The sequence below is a fragment of the Schauerella aestuarii genome (assembly GCF_009866805.1).
Lineage (GTDB): Bacteria > Pseudomonadota > Gammaproteobacteria > Burkholderiales > Burkholderiaceae_B > Schauerella > Schauerella aestuarii.
On sequence record NZ_SIZW01000038.1, the window covers coordinates 287,988 to 306,479 of the forward strand.

Sequence of the window (18,492 nt, forward strand, 5' to 3'; positions counted from 1 at the left end):
GTGCAAAGTGAGTGCGAAGCGCGGGCGCGTTTTCCGCTAACGCGAATGCTCGGGCGCGTCGCGCCCCAGGCAGGAAAGCGCAAAGATTACCGTGATGCCGATAATGCCCATGACGATGTGGCTGATGGGCCGTTCGCCCCACATCGCGACGCCCAGCGCAAGCGCACTGCCGACGATCAACACACAGGCAATGCAAAGATAGTGTAATTTCAATAAAGTCTTCCGAAGTGCGAGCGAAACGCAGCGCAGGCAATAATCAATCAAGTATGGAACGCACACATGACAGCACCGCGTAATGTAACGCATCGAGACCCCGACCCGCTCTGGGGCTGGCAGCGCCCGGGATGCCATGGCAAGAAAGCCCTCGCCTTTTTCATCGACGATCTCGATCGCATTCTCAAACCGAACGTGGACGGCATCGTGCGTTCCGGCGGCATCGATGTCGAGGATGCAGAGGTACGGCTCGCGACCATGCAGGGCGAAGTGGACACGCTCATTGCTCGCTACGGCGAAGTGGGCGTGGCGCCGGAAATCTTTGGCCAGGCCCATGTGACGCTCAAAGTGGGCACCGATCGCTCGGGCATCCAGCACACGGTGCCGGTATTCTCTCCTGCTCTCAAACAGGCGCTGATGGCAATGCTTTGAGGGGGAATGGGCGTCGCACATCGAGCGCGCATAAAAAAACCCGCCTAGGCGGGTTTTTTTGCAAATGCGATTACAGCACTTGGATCTTCGTGGCTTGCGGGCCCTTTTGGCCTTGCGCCGTCACGAACGAAACGCGCTGATTCTCTTCCAGACTGCGGAAACCGTCGCCTTGGATTTCCGAGAAGTGTGCGAACAGATCCTTGCCACCGCCTTCGGGGACGATGAAGCCGAAACCTTTTTCAGCGTTGAACCATTTAACAATACCGGTTTCCATACCAATTCCTTGATTTATATAAATGAGCCTAGACTCGACAAACGAGACCATCAAGGAGAGGAAAATGAACAACTTAGAACCGGGAAGGAGCAAGACTGAACGATAACCGCGTCACTTGAAAATCCTGGCGCACACTATGGCGAGTAACAAAAAACTTGTCAACGATATTTATTGACGATTTCCTGAAAACTTCGATATATACGTATAAACCCTTATCACCACAATGTATTAATCCTGTAGGAATTCTGCCCAATAAAAACGCGCCCCCCGGCGCGCTTTTATTCCTGCCGGCTCTCGATCCGCTTACACGGCGCGCGCCAACGATACCGCCAAGCCCACATAGCTGCGCGGCGTCATGGCAGCCAAACGCGCCTTGGCATCCGCGGGCAGATCCAGCCCCGCCACGAAGGAACGCAGTGCGTCTTCGGTAATGCCCTTGCCGCGCGTGAGCGCCTTGAGCTGCTCGTAGGGTTGCGGCAGCCCGTAGCGGCGCATTACCGTTTGCACAGGCTCCGCCAACACTTCCCAGGCGGCGTCGATATCGGCATCGATTGCCGCAACGTTCACTTCGAGCTTGCCCAATCCCTTCAGGCAGGCATCCCAGGCGACCAGGCAATAACCGAAGGCGACGCCCAGATTGCGGAGTACGGTCGAATCGGTCAGGTCACGCTGCCAACGCGACACCGGGAGTTTGTCAGCCAAATGACGCAACATGGCGTTGGCCAAACCGATATTGCCTTCGGAGTTCTCGAAATCAATTGGATTGACCTTGTGCGGCATCGTGGACGAGCCGACTTCGCCTTCCTTCAAACGCTGCTTGAAATAGCCCAGCGCGATATAACCCCAGATATCACGATCGAGATCGAGCACGATAATGTTGGCCCGGGCAACGGCGTCAAACAACGCCGACATCCAATCGTGGGGTTCGATTTGAATCGTGTGCTCGTTTTGCGTCAAACCCAAACCCTGTAGCACGCGGGCGCTGAATGCAGGCCAGTCGATTTCGGGGTATGCGGAAACGTGCGCGTTGTAATTACCAGTGGCGCCGTTGAGCTTGGCGAGCGGTTGCACCGCTTCGATCGCCGTCAACGCACGGGCCAGACGCGCAGCGACGTTGGCCATCTCTTTGCCCAGGGTGGTCGGGCTAGCCGGCTGGCCGTGCGTGCGCGACAACATGGGCTGCTCGGCTTGAGCATGCGCCAGTTGCACCAGGCTGGCGTGGATCCGGCGCAAGCGCGGCACGATCACTTGATCGCGGGCACGCGTGAGCATAAGTGCGTGCGAGGTGTTGTTGATGTCTTCCGACGTGCAGGCGAAATGGATGAACTCAGCCGCCTGCGCCAACTCGGCGTCGTCGGCGACCTTTTCCTTCATCCAGTACTCGACCGCCTTGACGTCGTGATTGGTGACCTTTTCGATATCCTTGATGCGGGCGGCGTCGGCTTCCGAGAAGTTGGTGACCAACGACGTCAGGCGATCGCGCGCGGCCGGCGTGAAGGCGGCCAGCTCAGGCAGCCCGGCTTCGGCCAGACCGATAAGCCATGCCACTTCGACCTCGACCCGATGGGCCATGAAACCGGCCTCCGAGAGCAGGCCGCGCAAGTCATCGCCACGGGAAGCGTAGCGTCCATCCAACGGCGAGAGCGCATTGAGCGCGCTGAGAGTAGGTTCGGTTTGCATGGGATAAACACAGGATAAAGGAATGAAAAACGGCTGAAATTCTAGCATTCAGGCGGGAATTTACTGCGAACAGGCCGCAACAGTGCGGGTAAACAATCGCTCACGGACAGTTTAATCACGTATCCTACTGCTATACTTTCGACGCTTTCCGACTACGATTTAGACTCCATGAAACTGATCGGCTCTCTTACTAGCCCCTATGTACGAAAAGTACGGATCGTCATGGCTGAGAAAAAGCTCGACTATCGGCTCGAACTCGAGAACGTGTGGTCCAGCGACACCAAGATCCAAACGTACAACCCGCTCGGCAAAGTCCCCTGCCTGTTGATGGATGACGGCGGTGCCCTGTTCGATTCCCGCGTCATCGTCGAGTATCTCGACACGTTGTCGCCGGTGGCCCGTCTGATTCCGCAACCCGGCCGCGACCGTGCGGCCGTCAAGTGCTGGGAAGCGATCGCCGACGGCGTCCTGGATGCGTGCGTGGCGATCGTCAAGGAAAAGCAGCGGCCGAGCGCCCAACAGAGTTCGGATTGGATCGCACGTCAGTACGGAAAGATCGATGCCAGCCTGAACGCAATGGATTTGAGCCTGGGCAACCATGCGTATTGCATGGGCGTGAACTACAGCCTGGGCGATGTGGCCGTCGGTTGCGCCTTGGGCTATCTCGATTTCCGATTTGCCGATCTGGACTGGCGTGCCGGGCACGACAACCTTGGCCGGCTGTTCGACAAGGTGTCGACGCGCCAATCGTTCATCGATACCACCCCGCCCGCCAGCACCTGAACGTCAGCGCCTGAACGTCGGCGCCTGAGCGCCGGCACCTGAACGCCGGCATCTGAAATGCCGGCATGATCGCCACGGCCCGCTTTACGCGATGATGCCGCCGCCCAGGCAAATCTCCCCGTCATAAACCACCGCAGATTGACCTGGTGTGACCGCCCACTGCGCGTCGGCAAACGTCAACGCAAAGCGGTCGCCGTCGGCCTCGGCCAGCGCGCACGCCGCATCGTGCTGGCGATAACGCGTCTTGGCCGCCAGAGCACCGGTGTTGGGTGGCACGCCGGCTATCCAGCTGGCATCCTGCGCCTGAAGCTGCTGGGAGAGGAGCCAGGGGTGATCGTGGCCCTGCGCCACATACAAGGTGTTGGACGGGATGTCCTTCTTGGCCACGTACCAGGCATCCGCAGTGCCATCGTCGCGTTGACTGCCCTTGACGCCGCCGATGCCCAATCCCTTGCGCTGTCCCAAGGTGTAGAACGACAGCCCCTGGTGCGTACCTAATTTGCGCCCCTCGGGCGTGATCATGCGGCCAGGTTCGGTCGGCAGATAGCGATTCAAAAATGCGCGGAACGGTCGTTCCCCGATAAAACAGATCCCGGTGGAGTCTTTCTTCGCAGCGTTGGGCAGACCGATTTCATGCGCGATGCGGCGCACTTCCGTCTTCGGCAACTCACCCAGCGGAAAAAGCGTACGCGAGAGCTGCGCCTGGTTCAGCCGGTGCAGAAAATAACTTTGGTCCTTGGTCGCATCGAACGCCTTGAGCAACTCATAGCGTGGTGCGCGCTCGGTGCCCACCCGGCGTACACGGGCGTAATGGCCAGTGGCGATGTGGTCTGCGCCCAGGCTCATGGCATGGTCGAGGAACGCCTTGAATTTGATCTCGGCGTTGCACAGCACATCGGGGTTCGGGGTGCGTCCGGCCGCATACTCGCGCAAGAACTCGGCGAACACGCGATCCTTGTACTCGGCGGCAAAGTTCACCGCTTCGAGTTCGACGCCGATCAGATCGGCGACGCTGGCCGCATCCAGCAGATCCTGACGGGTGGAGCAGTATTCCGAATCGTCGTCGTCTTCCCAGTTCTTCATGAAGAGGCCGATGACCTCGTAGCCCTGCTGCTTGAGCAGCCAGGCCGTGACGGACGAGTCGACGCCGCCGGACATGCCGACGACGATACGGCCTTTTTTGGTAGTGTTAAGCGACATGATGACGCTATTTTAATGCGGGTCAGGCACGGGGCTGGATTTGCCCCCGCTGGCCATGGGGTTGACGGCCGGTTGGGTCGCGGCGTCAGGCTCGCAATGCTTATCCGGCACACCACCCGAGGCGACCGCGGGCAGAAGCCAGTTGCGCAATGCCTGCAAGGAAGGCAGGTTGGCCTTGTATTCCGGATAGCACAGGTAGTATCCCTGGCGCGCTTCGATCGACAAATCGATCGCAATCACCAGTTTGCCCTCGCGCAGTTCCTCTTCAACCAGGCAGCGCGGGATAAGCGCCACACCGAAGCCGGCAGCTGCCGCCTCAGACAATAAGGAATACTGGTCGAAGCGCGAGCCCTCCCAGGCCCGCCGGGTATCGCAGCCCGCCTGTGCGAACCACTCCGACCACGCATTGGGCGCGGTCGTGTGATGCAACAGCGGATACCGCAGCAATTGCATGGGATCGGTCGTCGGCACGGCCATAAGATCGGGATGGCACACCGTGACGACCTCTCGTCCCACCAGGTAATCGGCGCAACTGCCCGGCCAGATGCCATCACCGAAGCGGACGGCACCGTCGAGCTCAGGCATTGAAAAATCGTAGCCATGTCGATGGGGCAGAAATTCGACGCGGATATCGGGGCGTTCGCGCATGAAAGCGGCAAGCCGCGGAATCAGCCAGCGGGCGCCGAACGTGGGCATGCTGGTCAGGCTGAGTGTGCCGCCCTGCCCTTTGTGCGCCATGATCTCGAGGCTGGCGCCCTCGATCAGGTCGAGGCCTTTCTCGATTTTCTTCAGGTAGCTGCGGCCCGCTTCGGTGAGCACCAGCCCTTGCCGGATGCGAGAGAACAGCGCTGCCCCCAAAAACGTTTCCAGTTGCTTGACCTGCTTGCTCACAGCGCCCTGCGTGACGTGCAGTTCGCGGGCGGCGTGCGTGAAACTGCCGTGTCGCGCTGCCGCCTCGAAGGCCTGCAGATCGGTAAGCGACGGACAGAGTCGTCTCATAGGTAATGCCTTGTCGCCCGTAGATAAGGCGAGCCATGAAATAAAGTCATAGCTTAAGGAGAATTCTTCGTTTGCACAAATGAAAGCCATTCGTAAGAATGCGTCGGGAAAGGCCGTCAATTCGGCAGCCACTCAAAGCTCGACTATTTTTCTAAGCAAGGGGAAGTTAATGCAACGCCGTCAATTTGTCATGGGTCTGTGTGTCGTCGCCAGCGCGCTGTCTGCCGTGGTGGCCCCCGCCGCCTACGCACAGGACTATCCGAACAAGCCGATTCGTCTGATCGTACCGTTCCCGGCCGGCGGCACCACCGACATCGTCGGCCGCCTGTATGCCGACAAGATCGGCAAGGCGCTGGGCCAGACCATCGTGGTCGAAAACCGCGGCGGCGCGGGCGGTTCGATCGGCAGCGGCGCCATTGCGCAAGCCGCACCCGACGGCTACACGTTGGGCATCGCCACGGCCAGCACGCACGGTATCAACCCGGCGATCTACCCGAACCTGCCGTTTGACGCCGAGCGCGATTTCACGCCGATCTCGAATCTGGCACTCGTGCCGAACATCATGACGATCAACCCCAAGGTGCCGGCCAAGAACATGGCCGAATTCATCAAGTTGGCCAAGTCCGAGCCGGGCAAGCTGACGTACGCCTCGGCCGGTAACGGCTCGGTGTCGCACATGATGGGTGAGCTCTTCAAGATCGCGTCTGGCACCGACATCCTGCACGTGCCTTACCGTGGCGTGGGCCCGGCGTTGAACGACGCCTTGGCCGGTCAAGTGGACGTCATGTATGACAACTTGCCCTCCACCCTGCCGCACGTGCTCGGTGGCAAGTTGGTGGCGTTGGCTGTCGCTTCGCCCAAGCGCGTGGCGGCCTTGCCCGACGTGCCGACGTTTGCCGAAGCGGGCCTGACGCCCGTGAACGACGCCGCCTGGTTTGGCCTGATTGCCCCCGCCAACCTGCCCAAGCCGGTGCTGGACAAGCTGGCCGCTGCGGTGAATCAAGTCGAGAACGACGAAGACACGAAGTCGCGCCTGGCAGCCCTTGGCGCCGAAACCGTGAACGACACGCCTGAGCAATTCGCCAAGCAGATCGCCACCGAAATCGCCAAGAACAAGCGCATCGCCAAAGAAGCGAACATCAAGCTCGATTGATGTTCCGGCGCGCGGCGTCATGTGACGCCGCGCGCACCACACACAATCGGATGCCTTGAACCCTATGCTGATCACCCAACCGCTTTCCTATCGTCTGGACTTGCCCGACGACTATCCCAATACCCCGGCCGCCGCGCCGCTGGTGCTCGATTCGCCGCACAGCGGCACGGCCTACCCGCCCGATTTCGCACCCGCCGTAAACTTCGGCGCGCTGCGTACCGCTGAAGACACCTGGGTGGCCGACCTCTGGTCGGACGCCATCGCCATGGGCGTGCCGCTGATCGCCGCACACTTCCCGCGCGCCTACATCGACGCGAACCGCGGTGCCAACGAAATCGATAGCCTGCTGCTCGATGCCGCCTGGCCCGGCGAGATCGCCGAGTCGCCCAAGGTGAAGCTGGGCAAAGGCTTGATCTGGCGCATGCTCGACGACGGCACGCCGCTCTACGACCGCAAATTGTCGATCGATGAAGTGCAACACCGCATCGACGCGTGCTGGAAGCCTTACCACGCCGAGCTCGGCCGTGTGATCGACGCCGCACACGCGCGCTTCGGCAAGGTGTGGCACATCAACTGCCATTCGATGCCCAGCGTGGCCGGCGCCTACGCGACCGATCAACCTGGTCTGGTGCATCCTGATTTCGTACTCGGCGACCGCGACGGCACGACCGGCGATCCGTCGTTTCGCGAGTTCGTGGCGCAATGGCTGCGAGGCCGAGGCTACAACGTTACCGTCAACGATCCTTATAAAGGCGTTGAATTGGTGCGCGCCTTCGGCGATCCGGAAGACGGCCGCAACAGCTTGCAGATCGAGATCAACCGCAATCTGTACATGGATGAAATCTCGCTGCGACCGAGTGAGAACTACGGCAAACTCAAAACCGATCTGCGCGACCTGACCGCCGCACTGATCGCATGGATGGCGCCGCAAGTCGCTGTGTGACATCGGCTCGCAACGTCCGAGGTCGCCGCTACGCGCCCTCAGGCGACGCATCGCCTGGGGTGAAGCCCTTGGTCAGCGATTGATCAAGGCCGCGCAACAAGGCGCGTGTCGACCCATTCGATCCAATGCCGAACCGGCACCTCGGTGCCGCTCTGCAGATGACCGATGCACCCGATATTGGCCGACACGATCACATCGGCCTGGGTGGGCGCAATCGCTGCCAATTTGCGATCGCGCAAGGTCAGACTCATCTCCGGCTGCAGGACCGAATAGGCCCCTGCCGACCCGCAGCACAGATGCTTGTCTGAAAACGGCAGCGACTGAAACCCCAGCGTGACCAGCATGCGCTCGGTCACGCCACCCAGCCCCTGCCAGTGTTGCAGGGTGCATGGCGGATGAAACGCCACCGAGCCGCCCGTCTGCATCAAGGCCCGCAAATCGTCGGCATGGGGCGCGACGACCTCGGCCACATCTTTCACGTATCCCACCAATCGTTGCGCGAGTTCGGCGTAGACAGGATCGTGCCGCAGATGATGCGCATAGTCCTTGACCATGGCGCCGCAACCCGACGCATTCATGACGATCGCCTCCACTTTCCCGCTTTCGAGCGCAGGAAGCCACGCATCGATATTGGCGCGCATTTGCACCAACGCCGCCGGGCCGTCGTCGAGATGGAAATTGATGGCGCCACAACAGCCTCTTTGAACACCGTACGACGCGCCGATTCCAATGGCGTCGAGCACGCGGATGGTGGCCGCATCGATGGTGGGCATCATCGCGGGCTGAACGCAGCCCGACAATAAATACACCTGCCGCGCATGCGTGCCCACTTCGGGCAACGCGCCCGCTGCCCGATGCGCAGGTACTTTACGTTTCAGCGCTGCCGGCAACAGCGGCCGCATGCGTTTGCCGACCCGCATGAGCGGCGCAAACCAAGGCGCGTTGAGCGCATGGCGCAACGTTGCGCGCCGCACCCGATCCCATAGCGGGCGTTCCACTTTTTGGTCGACCCATTCCCGCCCCAGGTCGATCAGGTGCCCGTACTCCACACCCGATGGGCATGTGGTTTCGCAATTGCGACACGTCAGGCAACGATCCAGGTGCTGTTGCGTGGCCCGCGTCGGCGTCTCGCCTTCAAGCATCTGTTTGATGAGATAAATCCGGCCACGCGGGCTATCGAGCTCGTCGCCCAGCACTTGATACGTGGGACAGGTGGCGGTGCAAAATCCGCAATGCACGCATCGCCGCAAAATGGCGTCGGCCTCGGCACCTTTCGGCGTATCACGAACCCAGGAAGCTAGATTGGTTTGCATAGGCGATCAAAGATCCGGATAAAGACGACCCGCATTGAAGAGCCCCCAGGGGTCGAACTCTTGCTTGAGCCGGCGGGTGATCGCCATGACGCCGGGTTCCGGGGGATGAAATGCGCCGCCTGCGATGTCGGTGTCGCCGTCGCCCACGCGATACAGCGTGGCGCTGCCCCCCGCCGCACGCACCGCCTCACGCAACGCCGCGGCGTTACGCACCCCCGTCAACCAACGTTGCGCACCGCCCCACTCAATCAGCGCCGCATCGTCCAGGCACACCGGCGAGGTCGGCGGCACGATGACGCGCCAGACCGGCTGTCCCGTCCCAAACAATCGCATCTGCTGGTGCCGCAACTGCGTCCAGACGGCCGCGGCACGCTCGCCTTGCTCATGTTCGCCTCCCATCTCAGCGATCGCGGATGCCAGCGCCGGAGGCGATCCGGATAGCCGCACGGCGGTGTTGCCGCGCCAGGAGGTCGAGCCCGCCGAGAGGATGGGGCCAGTCGCGACAGTCGCGCTCGTCGGGCCGGTAGCGTCTGCAGCAACGGTCGAGTCGATGCCGCCTGTCGATGCTGCCAAGCCTGCCCTGTCCGCGATCCACGCCGAGGCTGAGATCGGTAGCGGCCGTTGCCGCCACGTCGAAAACGTGGCCATCGCTTGCTCGCGCGTCAGGTCGAACCACAGCGTGCATTCTTCAATAGGGCGCGGCACCACCTTCAACGACACTTCGGCGATGGCGCCGAGGATGCCCATCGATCCCGCGAGCACGCGCGAGACGTCGTAGCCGGCTACGTTTTTCATGACCTCGCCACCGAAGGACAACAGCCGGCCTTGCGCATCCAGCAGCCGCGTGCCCAACACGAAATCCCGTACGCCGCCGGCCGCGATGCGGCGTGGGCCAGCCAGCCCCGCCGCCACGCAACCGCCTACCGTGGAGCCTGCGCCGAAGATCGGCGGCTCGAACGCCAACATCTGATTTTCGGCGGCCAGCGCCGCTTCGAGCGTTGACACCAATGTGCCCGCGCGAACCGTTACCACCAACTCCGACGGGTGATAGTCGACGATACCGGCATACGTGCCCATTTCGAGCACGCAGTGGCCATCCTCAGGCCGTGGCGCGCGATAGTTGCCGAAAAAGTTTTTGGTGCCGCCGCCGGAAACCCACAACGGCTTATGGCCGGCGCGTGCAGTCATCACCTGATCGCACAGTTCGCTCAGAACGAAATCCATCGTGCCACCTAAAACCGCGACAGATCGGGAAAATGCATTTCACCGTTATGGACATGCATCTTGCCGTACTCCGCGCAGCGCGCGAGCGTCGGGATGACTTTGTCGGGATTGAGCAAACCCGAAGGATCGAACGATCGCTTCACGGCACTGAACACAGCAAGTTCTTCTTGCGAAAACTGAACGCACATTTGATTTATCTTCTCCAGTCCCACCCCGTGCTCTCCCGTCACGGTTCCTCCAACCTGAACGCATAATTCCAGAATCTCCGCGCCGAATTTCTCGGCGCGTTCGACCTGGTCAGGCACGTTGGCGTCGAACATGATCAACGGATGCAGATTACCGTCGCCCGCGTGAAACACGTTGGCGCATCGCAAGCTGTAGTCGTCTTCCATTTGTTCGATCGCCGACAGCACGCGCGCCAGATGACGCCGCGGAATCGTGCCGTCCATACAGTAATAATCCGGCGATACCCGGCCGGCAGCCGGAAAGGCATTCTTGCGCCCGGCCCAGAATCGCAGCCGCTCGGCTTCCGACGTCGACACCTGCAAGCGCGTCGCGCCTGCCGCACTGAAGATCGCTTCCATGCGCGCGATTTCATGTGCCACTTCATGTTCGGTGCCGTCCGATTCGCACAGCAATATCGCCGCGGCATCCATGTCGTAGCCGGCCTTGACGAACGGCTCGACCATATGCACCGCACGCCGATCCATCATTTCCAGGCCGGCGGGAATGATGCCTTGGGCGATAACGGCCGTGACGGCATTGCCGGCCGTTTCCACACTTGCGAAGCTGGCCATCACGACTTGCGCGCAGGCAGGCCGGGGAATGAGCTTGACCGTGACCTCGGTGACGATACCCAGCATCCCTTCGGAGCCGATGAACGCCGCCAGCAAGTCCAGGCCATCGATCTGCGGCGCATCGCTGCCCAACTCGACGATCTCGCCATCGCACATCACGGCGCGCACCCGCAGCACGTTATGCACCGTCAGTCCGTACTTCAGGCAGTGCACGCCCCCTGAGTTTTCAGCCACGTTGCCCCCGATCGAACAGGCGATCTGACTGGACGGATCCGGTGCATAGGCCAGTCCGTAGGGTGCCGCCGCTTCGGAGATCGCCAGATTGCGCACGCCGGGTTCGAGCACGGCAATCGCAGCCTCGGGGTCGATGCGTTTGATGCGATTGAGTTTGGAGAGCCCGAGCAGCACGCCTGCGGCGTGCGGGGTGGCACCGCCGGAAAGCCCCGTGCCGGCGCCTCTCGGCACGACGGGCACCTTCAGGGCGTGACACGCCTTCATCACTGCCTGGACCTGCGCTTCCGTCTCGGGCAGAACGACCACCTTCGGCAGTGTTCGAAACAGCGACAGGCCATCGCATTCATAAGGGCGCGTGTCTTCGGTTCGGTGAAGGACGCAATGCTTGGGCACGGCACGCTGCAACGCAGCAATCAAGACGTGCGCCTCGACCGGATCCTCGGGGACGGTGGCGAGCGCAAAAGGTACGGCGTCATTCATGGTGCCTACGATACCGTTACACCGCGCGTCGCACAGGCCGGGATTTACCCGTAGCAAGGGGCGCAAACGCGCCCCTCGCAATGCCTGCTTACCAATTCACGCTCACCAAGGGAAAATCTTGCCCGGGTTAAGGATGTTGTTGGGGTCGAAAGCATGCTTCAGGCTGCGCATCAACGCCAGCGCATCCTCGCCGTGCTCTTCTTCAAGGAATTGCATCTTGTGCAACCCCACGCCGTGCTCGCCCGAACACGTGCCGTCGTAGGCAATCGCGCGGCGCGCCAGACGATGGTTGACGACTTCGGACTCTTCCCAGTCGGTCGGGCTATTCGGATCGAGCAACATCAAGACGTGAAAGTTGCCGTCGCCCACGTGGCCGACGATGGTGTACGGGAAGCTGGCTTTCGACAGATCCTCGACCGTTTCGCGGACGCAATCGGCCAGACGCGAAATGGGCACGCAGACGTCGGTCGTGCTGGAGCGGCAGCCGGGCCGCAATTGCAAGCCGGCGAAATAGGCGTTGTGGCGTGCGGTCCAGAGGCGGCTGCGGTCTTCCGGCCGTGCGGCCCACTCGAAATCCATGCCGCCGTTCTCGCGGGTGATGTCCTGGACCACGCGCGCCTGCTCTTCAACACCGGCGGGGCTGCCGTGAAACTCAAACAGCAGGATCGGGCTTTCGCGCAAGGTGAGGTGGCTGTAGCGGTTGACGGCTCGCACGCCCGCCTCGTCCATGAACTCGACGCGGGCCACGGGCACGCCCATCTGGATGATCTCGATCACGCTTTGCACGGCGGCATCGAGCGATTCGAAATTGCAGATGGCGGCCGACACGGCTTCAGGCTGCGGATACAGGCGCACGGTGACTTCGGTAATGATGCCCAACGTGCCTTCGCTGCCGACGAAGATGCGCGTGAGGTCGTAACCGGTGGACGACTTGCGCGCACGGCTGGCGGTGCGGATCACACGACCATCGGCGGTGACGACCGTCAGCGAGACGACGTTTTCGCGCATGGTGCCGTAGCGCACGGCGTTGGTGCCCGATGCTCGCGTCGCGGCCATGCCGCCCAGGCTCGCATCGGCCCCCGGATCGATCGGAAAGAACAATCCGGTGTCGCGCAATTCCTCGTTGAGTTGCTTACGGGTGACGCCGGCCTGCACCGTTGCCGTCAAATCCTCGGCATGAATAGCGACGACCTGGTTCATCTGCGACACATCGATCGTGATACCGCCTTGAATCGCCAAGGTATGGCCTTCCAGCGACGACCCCGTGCCGTAGGGAATCAGCGGCACGCCATGCGCGTTGCACAGCTTGGCCACGGCCACGACTTCTTCAGTGGTGTGGGCGTAGACGACGGCGTCCGGGGGCATGGCCGGATACGGCGACTCATCGGTGCCATGGTGTTCGCGCACGGCCGCCGCAACGGACAGCCGATCGCCAAACTGCGCGCGCAGCGCCTCAAGGCAAGCTTCGGGAAGTGGACGGCGCAACGCTTGGCCGAGATCGGGAGCATTCATGGACGTGATCAAACCGAGGGTATGGAAGCCCTCGATTTTACGCCCTAACCACGCGGCATCGATGCCGCCGTTATCGTGCGGCGCACCATGACTGGTGCGCCGCGGGACATTACTTGGCCGTAATGGTGTTGCGGCGGCGTTCGCGCACGGCGCTCGCCAGACGTTCGAGCGTCGCCACCGACGACTCCCAATCGATGCAGCCGTCGGTAATGCTCTGACCGTACGTCAACGGTTGGCCTTCGATCAAATCCTGACGGCCGCCCAGCAGATGGCTTTCGATCATCACGCCGACCAGGCGCGTATCGCCCCGCTCGATCTGGCGCGATACATCGTCGATCACCAGCGGCTGATTTTCCGGCTTTTTACTGCTGTTGGCGTGGCTGGCGTCGACCATCACGCGCGGTGCCAACCCATTCTTGGCCATATCCAGGCACGCCGCTTCGACGCTGGCGGCATCGTAGTTGGGCGCCTTGCCGCCGCGCAGAATGACGTGGCAATCCTCGTTGCCTGCCGTGGACACGATGGCGGAGTGACCGCCCTTGGTCACCGACAGAAAGTGATGAGATTGCGAGGCGGCCTTGATGGCGTCCACGGCGATCTTGACGTTGCCGTCGGTGCCGTTCTTGAAACCGACCGGGCACGATAATCCCGAGGCTAATTCACGATGTACCTGACTCTCAGTCGTACGCGCGCCGATCGCGCCCCACGACACCAGATCCGCGATGTACTGCGGCGTGATCATGTCGAGGAATTCGCAGCCGGCGGGCACGCCGCGGCTATTGATCTGCAGAAGCAATTCGCGCGCGATGCGGATGCCACGGTTGATGTCGAAACTGCCGTCCAACTCCGGATCGTTGATCAACCCTTTCCAACCCACCGTGGTACGCGGCTTCTCGAAGTACACCCGCATAACGATCTCAAGCTCGCCGCGCAGACGATCGCGCACCGGCTTCAAGCGCTCGGCATACTCGAGTGCGGCGCGCGTATCGTGGATCGAGCAGGGCCCGATCACGACGGCCACGCGGTCTTCCATGCCGTGCAGAATGCGGTGCAGCGCCTGACGCGTGGTGAACACCGTGTTCGACGCCTCGGGAGTACATGCAAACTCGCGCATCACATGCGAGGGGGGGTTGAGCTCTTTGATTTCGCGGATGCGAAGGTCGTCGGTATTGTGGGACACAGCTTTCACTCCGGGGTTGGCCAGGCTCGCGGCATAAAAAAAGCCGCCAGGGCTGGCGGCTTTTTCAAGATATTCGGCAAGAACTTCAGTGTGCGCGAATCCCTTCCTCCGCCAGCGGCATAGGAAACCCATAAAAATAAAAATAAAACGGGCGGGATGCGAAATTCATGTGAAGGACTCTAGCAGAAAAGATATCGACTGTCACGAGCGGACATACGGAGGATGTGGCAACGGCGCGACGCCATGCGCCGCGCCGTGCATGCGACCATCGCGCCTCAGGCCGTGCCGCCGATCGTCAAACCATCCATCCGCAACGTCGGCATGCCCACACCCACAGGCACGCTCTGGCCTTCCTTGCCGCACGTGCCCACACCCGAGTCGAGCGCCAGATCGTTGCCGATCATGCTCACGCGATTCATGGCGTCAGGGCCGTTGCCGATCAGCGTGGCGCCCTTGACCGGATAGGTCACCTTGCCGTTTTCGATCATGTACGCCTCGGACGCGGAAAAAACGAACTTGCCGCTCGTGATATCCACTTGGCCGCCGCCGAAATTCACGGCGTACAGACCCTTCTTGACCGAGGCCACGATTTCTTCAGGTGCCTTGTCGCCCGCCATCATGTAGGTATTGGTCATGCGCGGCATCGGCAAATGGGCGAAGGATTCGCGCCGGCCGTTACCGGTTGCCTTGGTCTTCATCAACCGCGCATTCATCGTGTCCTGCATATACCCGCGCAGAATGCCATCTTCGATCAACACGTTGCGTTGCGTGGGATTGCCTTCATCGTCCACGTTCAGCGAACCGCGACGATCCGGCAAGGTGCCGTCATCGACCACGGTCACGCCCTTGGACGCCACGCGCTCGCCGATGCGGTCGGAAAACACGCTCGAGCCTTTGCGATTGAAGTCGCCTTCCAGCCCGTGGCCCACCGCCTCGTGCAACAGAATGCCGGGCCAGCCCGAACCCAGCACGACGGTCATCTCGCCGGCGGGCGCCGGACGAGCTTCGAGATTGGTCAGTGCCTCGTGCACGGCGCGGTCCACGTAACCTTCGATGATGTCATCGGTGAAATACGCCAGACCCGTTCGGCCGCCCCCGCCGCCGTGGCCCATCTCGCGGCGGCCCTGCTTTTCGGCGATCACCGTCAACGAAAGTCGCACCAGCGGCCGCACATCGGCGGCCAGGCGGCCGTCGCTGCCGGCCACGAGGATGACGTCATACTCGGCGCCCAGGCTGGCCATCACTTGAATGATGCGCGGATCGCGTGCCCGCGCCAGACGCTCGACGCGTTCGAGCAATGCCACTTTGTCGGGAGCACTCAACGTCGTCAACGGATCCACGTTCGAATACAGATTGCGCGACAGTTCCAGCCCCTGCGGACCGGGCACGTGAATCTTGCCGGCGCCCTGCTTTGCGATGCTGCGCACGGCCCGCGCCGATGACAACAATGCGTCGGGCGACAAGGTGTCGGAATACGCGAACGCCGTCTTTTCGCCGGCAACGGCACGCACGCCAACACCTTGCCCGATCGAGAAGCTGCCCGTTTTGACGATGCCCTCTTCCAGGCTCCAGCCTTCGCTGCGGGTGTATTGAAAATACAGGTCGGCGTAATCCACACGATGCGTGAAAATCTCGCCGATGGCGCGAGCCATATCGGCTTCCGTCAGACCCCAGGGATCGAGGAGCAGAGACTTGGCGGTCGCAAGGGATTCGATGGCGGGATCAGTAATCTTCATGACATCCAGAAAATAAATGAGTCTGCGCCGCCAGCGTGGCGGCGCCGGACGCCCGTTGAGGACGTTCCACGGCGACCTGCACGCTCAAGCGGCGCGAATGACCATATGGTACTGCGAACAACGTCGACGAACCGCGAAGCCCGCCCGGCCTGCAGCGGTCGCAGCCGCTGCAGGTTATTCGTCGCCCACACGTTCGCTGCACAGGCGATTCGTGTCGACCGCTTTCAGAAAAGACGGTCGCCTTACGCCATATGAAGGCGACATCGTTCAAAGACAAGCGCAAATAACCCTTCACCGGCATGTGCTTGATGACAAACCAACCGGACTTGGCACATTCGCGCCTGCTTTGTGTCGGTATATCGCGCCCGCGATTTGCGCTCGATATCCGCACCGGCGACATGTCGTCGTGATTCGCGGTCGTGATTCGTACTTGTGATTCGCACACACCCAAACGCGCCCGCCGCTCAGTGCCCGCCTTACCTTTAGTGGCCCTGACTACATTGACGACTAGCCGCTTGCATAAGCTCACAAGATCGTAATGGGTGGCAACGAAATCAATACGACCGAACGGAACGACACGGGATCTAGACGTTGGATAGAAAAATGATTTATCGGGCAGCGCGCGGCCTGCTCAGTACCGAAATGTGGAACTTGCTTCCCATTTTCTCCACAATTAGGGGCGAATATCTCCACAATTGCGAAAAAGCGGGACAAAAATAACATCCTCACAACTGTAGAAAACAGTTGGAATCGAAATAAAAATTTCAATTCCTGACTCTGCTGACGTGCTGTAGGCCGTTTGGATGAGAAACCCCTGCAACGTTTTTTCCGAGAGAAACAATTGGAATTCTGGATTGCATTATTTTGTTTACTAGGTCAGTTTGATTCGGCGTAGAATTCGATCCTGTCGTTTAGACGAACATCACCCAGAATAAAGGGATTGCCAAAATGGCTCGAGAAAATTACGCGACGCAGCAAGCACGGATCGAAAAAGAAATCACCCGGTTGCAGAAGAAAGCAGAAGCGCTGCATACCAAGCGCCGCAAGCCGGTGATCACTTCCATCGTCAATTCGATGCGCCAATACGATATAACCGCGGAAGAATTGGCTGCCGCACTGGGCGCCAGCAAAGCGCCGGGCCGCACACCGCGCAAGAAAGCGGCCGATGGCACCAAGCGTCCCGTTGCGCCAAAGTATCGTCATCCCGATACCGGCGAAACCTGGAGCGGCCGCGGCAAAGCGCCCCGTTGGCTGGCGGCTGCCGAAGCCGACGGCGCCCAACGCGATAGTTTCCTTATCAAGTAAGCAAACGCCAGCCGTCACGCGCCACATCACGAAGGCCCGAGGTATTGAAAACTCGTGTTTTCGTGCGGCGGCCTGATGGCGTGACGAAGACGAGCCGAAAATGCAGACGTGAGTATGAGACGGTCATCTCAACTCAAGCCCATGCGGGCTGGCCCATGCGATTCAAGTCTCCTCACATAAAAAAACCCGGCATGCGTATGCCGGGTTTTTCATTCGTGCTTCGCGCGCACTTGACGCCTGCCTGGCGCCTCAACCCTCTGCACGAGATGCCTGGGCGCTACGCCGTGGCATTATTCCATCTGATATCGAATAACGCGCTCCGAGCCATTGTTGCCCGGAAAATTGTCGAAGATCGCGCGCACGAGTACGGGCATGGTGCCCACCAGATCGGGTTGTCCACTTAATGCGACGGCACTCGATCGATAAACCTCCGCATTGCCGGCGGCGGTGTCGAGGATTCTCAAGTTGAGCTCATTGCGGAAGGCCTGTACCGGCACGTCTACATATGCGGGACCCCAGTAGCCGGGATAGCCCCAGCGACCGTACCCATATCCGCCGCGTCCATAATAGCCACCGCCAAAGCCGCCGCCGTAAAAATATGGGTCGGCCGGTTGACGGGTAACCACCTGGGTGGCGCGGGCACCATAATCGAACACGACGTTAAAGCGCGGCTTGGCACCGGCCGTCGCTTCAACCAGACCCGTGGCGCCGATCGCTGCTCTGACCATATCCTGGTAAGCGCGGTACTCGAGATTATTGGCCTGATCGGCGTTGCTTTGAACAAACTGATAACGCTGGCCTTCAACACCTGCGGGCCATTGTTGGAACGACGTAACGCGCGCAGCCATGGTACTGGTGCAGCCGCTTAACAGCGCGACCGACAAAGCAAGCCAGAACCTGCCACTGCGGCATACCGCCGAAAGATTGAGGGCACCCATTTGAACCTCCACACTCCAATTTACGAGCGCCGTGTAACCACAGACAAACTCGTTCGATTTTGACGCCATTTCGCTGAAAAAGTTTTCGATTCGCTT

17 protein-coding genes are annotated in these 18,492 nt (G+C 60.9%); 5 read left to right on the plus strand and 12 right to left on the minus strand.

The window, feature by feature from the left end:
* Positions 1–36 precede the first annotated feature (36 nt).
* A complete protein-coding gene (locus EYW45_RS02905) occupies positions 37–213 on the minus strand; it encodes a hypothetical protein (protein ID WP_161133867.1) in 177 nt (58 codons plus the stop codon).
* A gap of 66 nt (positions 214–279) precedes the next feature.
* On the opposite strand from EYW45_RS02905, the gene EYW45_RS02910 reads away from it, so the two are divergent.
* Positions 280–645 (plus strand): hypothetical protein, encoded by a 366-nt coding sequence (locus EYW45_RS02910; RefSeq protein WP_161133868.1) that lies wholly within the window; start codon positions 280–282, stop codon positions 643–645.
* 70 nt (positions 646–715) lie between these two features.
* Here EYW45_RS02910 and EYW45_RS02915 read toward each other — a convergent pair whose 3' ends face one another.
* Complete coding sequence (locus EYW45_RS02915) at positions 716–919, minus strand: cold-shock protein (RefSeq protein WP_161133869.1); 204 nt, start codon at positions 917–919, stop codon at positions 716–718.
* Positions 920–1,222: 303 nt separating this feature from the next.
* Positions 1,223–2,599 carry an adenylosuccinate lyase gene (purB, locus tag EYW45_RS02920; RefSeq protein WP_161133870.1) on the minus strand — a complete coding sequence of 459 codons (1,377 nt, stop codon included), beginning with the start codon at positions 2,597–2,599 and terminating at the stop codon, positions 1,223–1,225.
* 168 nt (positions 2,600–2,767) lie between these two features.
* Here purB and EYW45_RS02925 point away from each other — a divergent pair, with 168 nt between their 5' ends.
* Positions 2,768–3,382: a glutathione S-transferase N-terminal domain-containing protein gene (locus EYW45_RS02925; protein WP_161133871.1), complete on the plus strand. Its 615-nt coding sequence runs from the start codon at positions 2,768–2,770 to the stop codon at positions 3,380–3,382.
* Between the two features lie 84 nt (positions 3,383–3,466).
* Here EYW45_RS02925 and mnmA read toward each other — a convergent pair whose 3' ends face one another.
* On the minus strand, positions 3,467–4,582 hold the full coding sequence (gene mnmA, locus EYW45_RS02930) for a tRNA 2-thiouridine(34) synthase MnmA (RefSeq protein ID WP_161133872.1): 1,116 nt from the start codon (positions 4,580–4,582) through the stop codon (positions 3,467–3,469).
* Positions 4,583–4,594: 12 nt separating this feature from the next.
* Positions 4,595–5,581, minus strand: a complete 987-nt coding sequence (locus tag EYW45_RS02935) for a LysR substrate-binding domain-containing protein (protein ID WP_161133873.1) — start codon at positions 5,579–5,581, stop codon at positions 4,595–4,597.
* Positions 5,582–5,750: 169 nt separating this feature from the next.
* Here EYW45_RS02935 and EYW45_RS02940 point away from each other — a divergent pair, with 169 nt between their 5' ends.
* Both EYW45_RS02940 and EYW45_RS02945 read left to right on the plus strand, forming a co-directional pair.
* Positions 5,751–6,734, plus strand: a complete 984-nt coding sequence (locus tag EYW45_RS02940; protein ID WP_161133874.1) for a Bug family tripartite tricarboxylate transporter substrate binding protein — start codon at positions 5,751–5,753, stop codon at positions 6,732–6,734.
* 64 nt (positions 6,735–6,798) lie between these two features.
* Positions 6,799–7,677 carry an N-formylglutamate amidohydrolase gene (locus tag EYW45_RS02945; protein ID WP_161133875.1) on the plus strand — a complete coding sequence of 293 codons (879 nt, stop codon included), beginning with the start codon at positions 6,799–6,801 and terminating at the stop codon, positions 7,675–7,677.
* A gap of 83 nt (positions 7,678–7,760) precedes the next feature.
* Here EYW45_RS02945 and glcF read toward each other — a convergent pair whose 3' ends face one another.
* From glcF to tldD, 6 genes are all read right to left on the minus strand, one after another.
* Complete coding sequence (gene glcF / locus EYW45_RS02950) at positions 7,761–8,990, minus strand: glycolate oxidase subunit GlcF (protein WP_161133876.1); 1,230 nt, start codon at positions 8,988–8,990, stop codon at positions 7,761–7,763.
* Positions 8,991–8,996: 6 nt separating this feature from the next.
* Positions 8,997–10,214, minus strand: a complete 1,218-nt coding sequence (gene glcE / locus EYW45_RS02955; RefSeq protein WP_161133877.1) for a glycolate oxidase subunit GlcE — start codon at positions 10,212–10,214, stop codon at positions 8,997–8,999.
* A gap of 8 nt (positions 10,215–10,222) precedes the next feature.
* On the minus strand, positions 10,223–11,725 hold the full coding sequence (locus EYW45_RS02960) for an FAD-linked oxidase C-terminal domain-containing protein (protein WP_161133878.1): 1,503 nt from the start codon (positions 11,723–11,725) through the stop codon (positions 10,223–10,225).
* 102 nt (positions 11,726–11,827) lie between these two features.
* Positions 11,828–13,237, minus strand: coding sequence for an FAD-binding oxidoreductase (locus EYW45_RS02965; protein WP_161133879.1), 1,410 nt, complete (start codon positions 13,235–13,237; stop codon positions 11,828–11,830).
* Positions 13,238–13,346: 109 nt separating this feature from the next.
* Positions 13,347–14,417 (minus strand): 3-deoxy-7-phosphoheptulonate synthase AroG, encoded by a 1,071-nt coding sequence (gene aroG / locus EYW45_RS02970; protein ID WP_161133880.1) that lies wholly within the window; start codon positions 14,415–14,417, stop codon positions 13,347–13,349.
* A 275-nt stretch (positions 14,418–14,692) separates the two neighbouring features.
* On the minus strand, positions 14,693–16,153 hold the full coding sequence (gene tldD, locus EYW45_RS02975) for a metalloprotease TldD (protein ID WP_161133881.1): 1,461 nt from the start codon (positions 16,151–16,153) through the stop codon (positions 14,693–14,695).
* A gap of 948 nt (positions 16,154–17,101) precedes the next feature.
* Between tldD and EYW45_RS02980 the strand changes: the two genes are divergently transcribed.
* Complete coding sequence (locus EYW45_RS02980) at positions 17,102–17,458, plus strand: H-NS histone family protein (RefSeq protein WP_161133882.1); 357 nt, start codon at positions 17,102–17,104, stop codon at positions 17,456–17,458.
* Between the two features lie 290 nt (positions 17,459–17,748).
* Here the strand turns inward: EYW45_RS02980 and EYW45_RS02985 are convergent, their stop codons facing one another.
* On the minus strand, positions 17,749–18,396 hold the full coding sequence (locus EYW45_RS02985) for a DUF4136 domain-containing protein (protein WP_161133883.1): 648 nt from the start codon (positions 18,394–18,396) through the stop codon (positions 17,749–17,751).
* Positions 18,397–18,492 lie beyond the last annotated feature (96 nt).

Bases quoted from the DNA above. Each gene is read 5' to 3' on its own strand.
- glcE (WP_161133877.1), bottom strand. From the start codon at position 10,214: ATGGATTTCGTTCTGAGCGAACTGTGCGATCAGGTGATGACTGCACGC.
- EYW45_RS02960 (WP_161133878.1), bottom strand. From the start codon at position 11,725: ATGAATGACGCCGTACCTTTTGCGCTCGCCACCGTCCCCGAGGATCCG.
- EYW45_RS02940 (WP_161133874.1), top strand. From the start codon at position 5,751: ATGCAACGCCGTCAATTTGTCATGGGTCTGTGTGTCGTCGCCAGCGCG.
- tldD (WP_161133881.1), bottom strand. From the start codon at position 16,153: ATGAAGATTACTGATCCCGCCATCGAATCCCTTGCGACCGCCAAGTCT.
- EYW45_RS02935 (WP_161133873.1), bottom strand. From the start codon at position 5,581: ATGAGACGACTCTGTCCGTCGCTTACCGATCTGCAGGCCTTCGAGGCG.
- purB (WP_161133870.1), bottom strand. From the start codon at position 2,599: ATGCAAACCGAACCTACTCTCAGCGCGCTCAATGCGCTCTCGCCGTTG.
- mnmA (WP_161133872.1), bottom strand. From the start codon at position 4,582: ATGTCGCTTAACACTACCAAAAAAGGCCGTATCGTCGTCGGCATGTCC.
- glcF (WP_161133876.1), bottom strand. From the start codon at position 8,990: ATGCAAACCAATCTAGCTTCCTGGGTTCGTGATACGCCGAAAGGTGCC.
- EYW45_RS02945 (WP_161133875.1), top strand. From the start codon at position 6,799: ATGCTGATCACCCAACCGCTTTCCTATCGTCTGGACTTGCCCGACGAC.
- EYW45_RS02980 (WP_161133882.1), top strand. From the start codon at position 17,102: ATGGCTCGAGAAAATTACGCGACGCAGCAAGCACGGATCGAAAAAGAA.
- EYW45_RS02915 (WP_161133869.1), bottom strand. From the start codon at position 919: ATGGAAACCGGTATTGTTAAATGGTTCAACGCTGAAAAAGGTTTCGGC.
- EYW45_RS02925 (WP_161133871.1), top strand. From the start codon at position 2,768: ATGAAACTGATCGGCTCTCTTACTAGCCCCTATGTACGAAAAGTACGG.
- EYW45_RS02910 (WP_161133868.1), top strand. From the start codon at position 280: ATGACAGCACCGCGTAATGTAACGCATCGAGACCCCGACCCGCTCTGG.
- EYW45_RS02965 (WP_161133879.1), bottom strand. From the start codon at position 13,237: ATGAATGCTCCCGATCTCGGCCAAGCGTTGCGCCGTCCACTTCCCGAA.
- EYW45_RS02985 (WP_161133883.1), bottom strand. From the start codon at position 18,396: ATGGGTGCCCTCAATCTTTCGGCGGTATGCCGCAGTGGCAGGTTCTGG.